The sequence below is a fragment of the Halogeometricum sp. CBA1124 genome (assembly GCF_009741955.1).
GTDB lineage: Archaea > Halobacteriota > Halobacteria > Halobacteriales > Haloferacaceae > Halogeometricum > Halogeometricum rufum.
This window is the reverse complement of sequence record NZ_WPCD01000312.1, coordinates 1-2448: the sequence shown is the minus strand read 5'-3', so window position 1 is coordinate 2448 and position 2448 is coordinate 1. Positions and strand designations below refer to the sequence as shown.

General features: G+C 72.5%; 2 protein-coding genes. Both read left to right on the top strand.

From position 1 onward, the window contains the following. On the top strand, window positions 1–1033 hold a 1033-nt coding region (locus GJ632_RS20900), incomplete at its 5' end, for a proton-conducting transporter membrane subunit (RefSeq protein WP_191453929.1). A 96-nt stretch (window positions 1034–1129) separates the two neighbouring features. Then, a partial coding sequence (locus GJ632_RS20895) for a proton-conducting transporter membrane subunit (RefSeq protein ID WP_197428137.1) occupies window positions 1130–2448 on the top strand: 1319 nt, incomplete at its 3' end.

Here is a 2448-nt window from a genome sequence, read left to right as displayed (position 1 = left end):
CGTCGTCGCCCTCGGCGGCGTCCTCCTCGTCGCCGTCCTCGCGGGGACGGTGACGTTCGACGCGGGCGGCCTCTCGTCGCTCGCGGCCGCCGACCCGACGCTGGCGCGCGTCGCGTTCGCCCTCCTCGTCGTCGGCTTCGGCGTGAAGACGGCCGTGATGCCCCTGCACGGGTGGCTGCCGGCCGCGATGGTCGCGCCGACGCCCGTCTCGGGGCTGTTGCACGCCGTCGCCGTCGTCAAGAGCGGCGTGTTCGCCCTGGGCCGGACCGTCCTGTACGTGTTCGGCCCGGAGACGACGTGGGACCTCGGGATGGGACTCCCGCTGGCCGTCGCCGCCGCCGTCACGATGGTGCTGGCGGGCGTCGTCGGCCTCCGGCAGGACAACCTCAAGCGGGGGCTGGCGTACTCGACGGTGAGCCAACTGTCGTACGTCGCGCTCGGTCTGGCCCTCGCGACGCCGCTGTCGGTGTTCGGGGCGTTCGTCCACGTCGTCGCCCACGCGTTCATGAAGATAACGCTGTTCTTCGTCGCGGGCGTCGTCGCCGCCGAGACGGGCGTGAAGTACGTCTCGGACCTCGCGGGCATCGGCCGGCGACTCCCGCTGACGATGGCCGCCTTCGGCGTCGCCGCGGCGGGCCTCGTCGGCTTCCCCCTCGTCGCCGGCTTCGTCAGCAAGTTCCACCTCGTCCTCGGCGCGGCGGCGAGTCCGTACCCCGTCTTCGTCGCCGCGTACCTGCTGGCGGGCCTGCTGAAGTTGCTCTACTTCTGGCCCGTCGTCTACGTCGCCTTCTTCGGACGGCGCGGGTCCGACGGCTCCGAGAGCGAACACGCGTTCGCACCGCCGCACGCCACCGACGGCGGATACGCGGCGGCGGACGCGTGGGAGCGTCGCACGCTCGGCGCCGAGACGACGCCGTTCATGCTGCTCCCGGTGCTGTTCACCGTCGGCGCCGCGGTGGCTCTCGGCGTCGCGCCGACCGCGTTCCCGTTCTGGGACCTGGCGAACGCGGTAGTCGCGGAGGTGTTCGGATGACCGACGTTCTGACGCTCGTCCCCCCGTGGGTCGCGTTCGTCGCCGCCGCCCTCGCCATTGTCGCCCTGCCGCGGCGCGCCGGCACCGCCCACCGCGGTGTCGCTCACCGCGGTCACGATACCGTGGGTGCTGGTCGCGCCCGCCGGGGCCGCGCCGTCCGTCGCCCCGTTCGGCTTCGAGCAGGTGCTGGTCCGCGTGGACGCGTTCAGTCGGCCGGTGGCCGTCCTGTTCGGCTTCGTCGCCGCGCTGAACGTCCTCTACGGGCACTCGACGGGGGCCGACGCCCGGCAGACGGCGTACTCGCTGTGCTACATGGGCGCGGGCGTCGCCGCCGTCCTCGCGGGCGACTGGCTGACGCTCCTCGTCGCGTGGGAACTGCTCGCCGTCAGCGCGACGGTCCTGGTGTGGCACCACGGGGGCGACGCCGTCCGTCCGGCGTTCCGCTACGCCGTCTACCACCTCGTCGGCGGGGCGTTCCTCGTCGCGGCCGTCGCCCTCCACTACGCCGCCGCGGGGACGTTCGTCTATGACGGCGGTTTCACGCGTGGACTGGCGACGACGCTCGCTCTCGTGAGCGTCGGCGTCAACCTGGGATTCGTCGGCCTCCACGCGTGGCTGCCCGAGACCTACTCCCGGCCGCACGTCGCCGCCAGCGTCGTGCTGGCCGGCTTCACCACGAAAGTCGCCGTCTACGTCCTCGCCCGCCTCGCGCCCGACGGGCACGCGTTCGTCGTCTGGATGGGCGCGGCGATGGTCCTGTACGGCGTGACGCAGGCCGTCCTCCAGACGGACATGCGCCGACTGCTCTCGTACCACATCGTCTCGCAGGTGGGGTACATGACCGTCGCCGTCGGTATCGGAACCGCGGCCGGTCTCACGGGCGCGTTCGCACACCTGACGGCGAACGTCCTCTACAAGGGCCTGCTGTTCATGGTCGCCGGCGCGATTATCGCCCGGACCGGCGAGGCGTCGCTGAAGCGCCTCGGCGGACTCGGTCGTCGGATGCCCGTGACGTTCGCGACGTTCCTCGTCGCAGCGCTCGCCATCACCGGCGTCCCCGGGTTCTCCGGCTTCGTGAGCAAGGGGCTCGTGACGAAGGCCGTCGAGAGCGCCGGTCCGGACCTCGTCTGGTGGGTCGTCGTCGTCGGGGGCGTCGGCACGGTGCTCTCGTTCGTCAAGTTCGGGTACTACGCGTTCGTCCGCCGCGCGCCCGAACCGCTCACGGTCGGCCCCGGGTCCACGGCTCTCAGAGTAGCGCTCGTCGTCGTCGCGATACCGTCGGTGGTCTTCGGCGTCCTGCCGGAGGCGTTCCTCGGCGCGTTCCCCGGCGACCCCGGGAGCTTCGACCCCTACGCGGCGAGCGAACTGCTGAAGGCCGCCGCGGTGGCCGCCGCCGGCGTCGCCGCCTTCGCCCT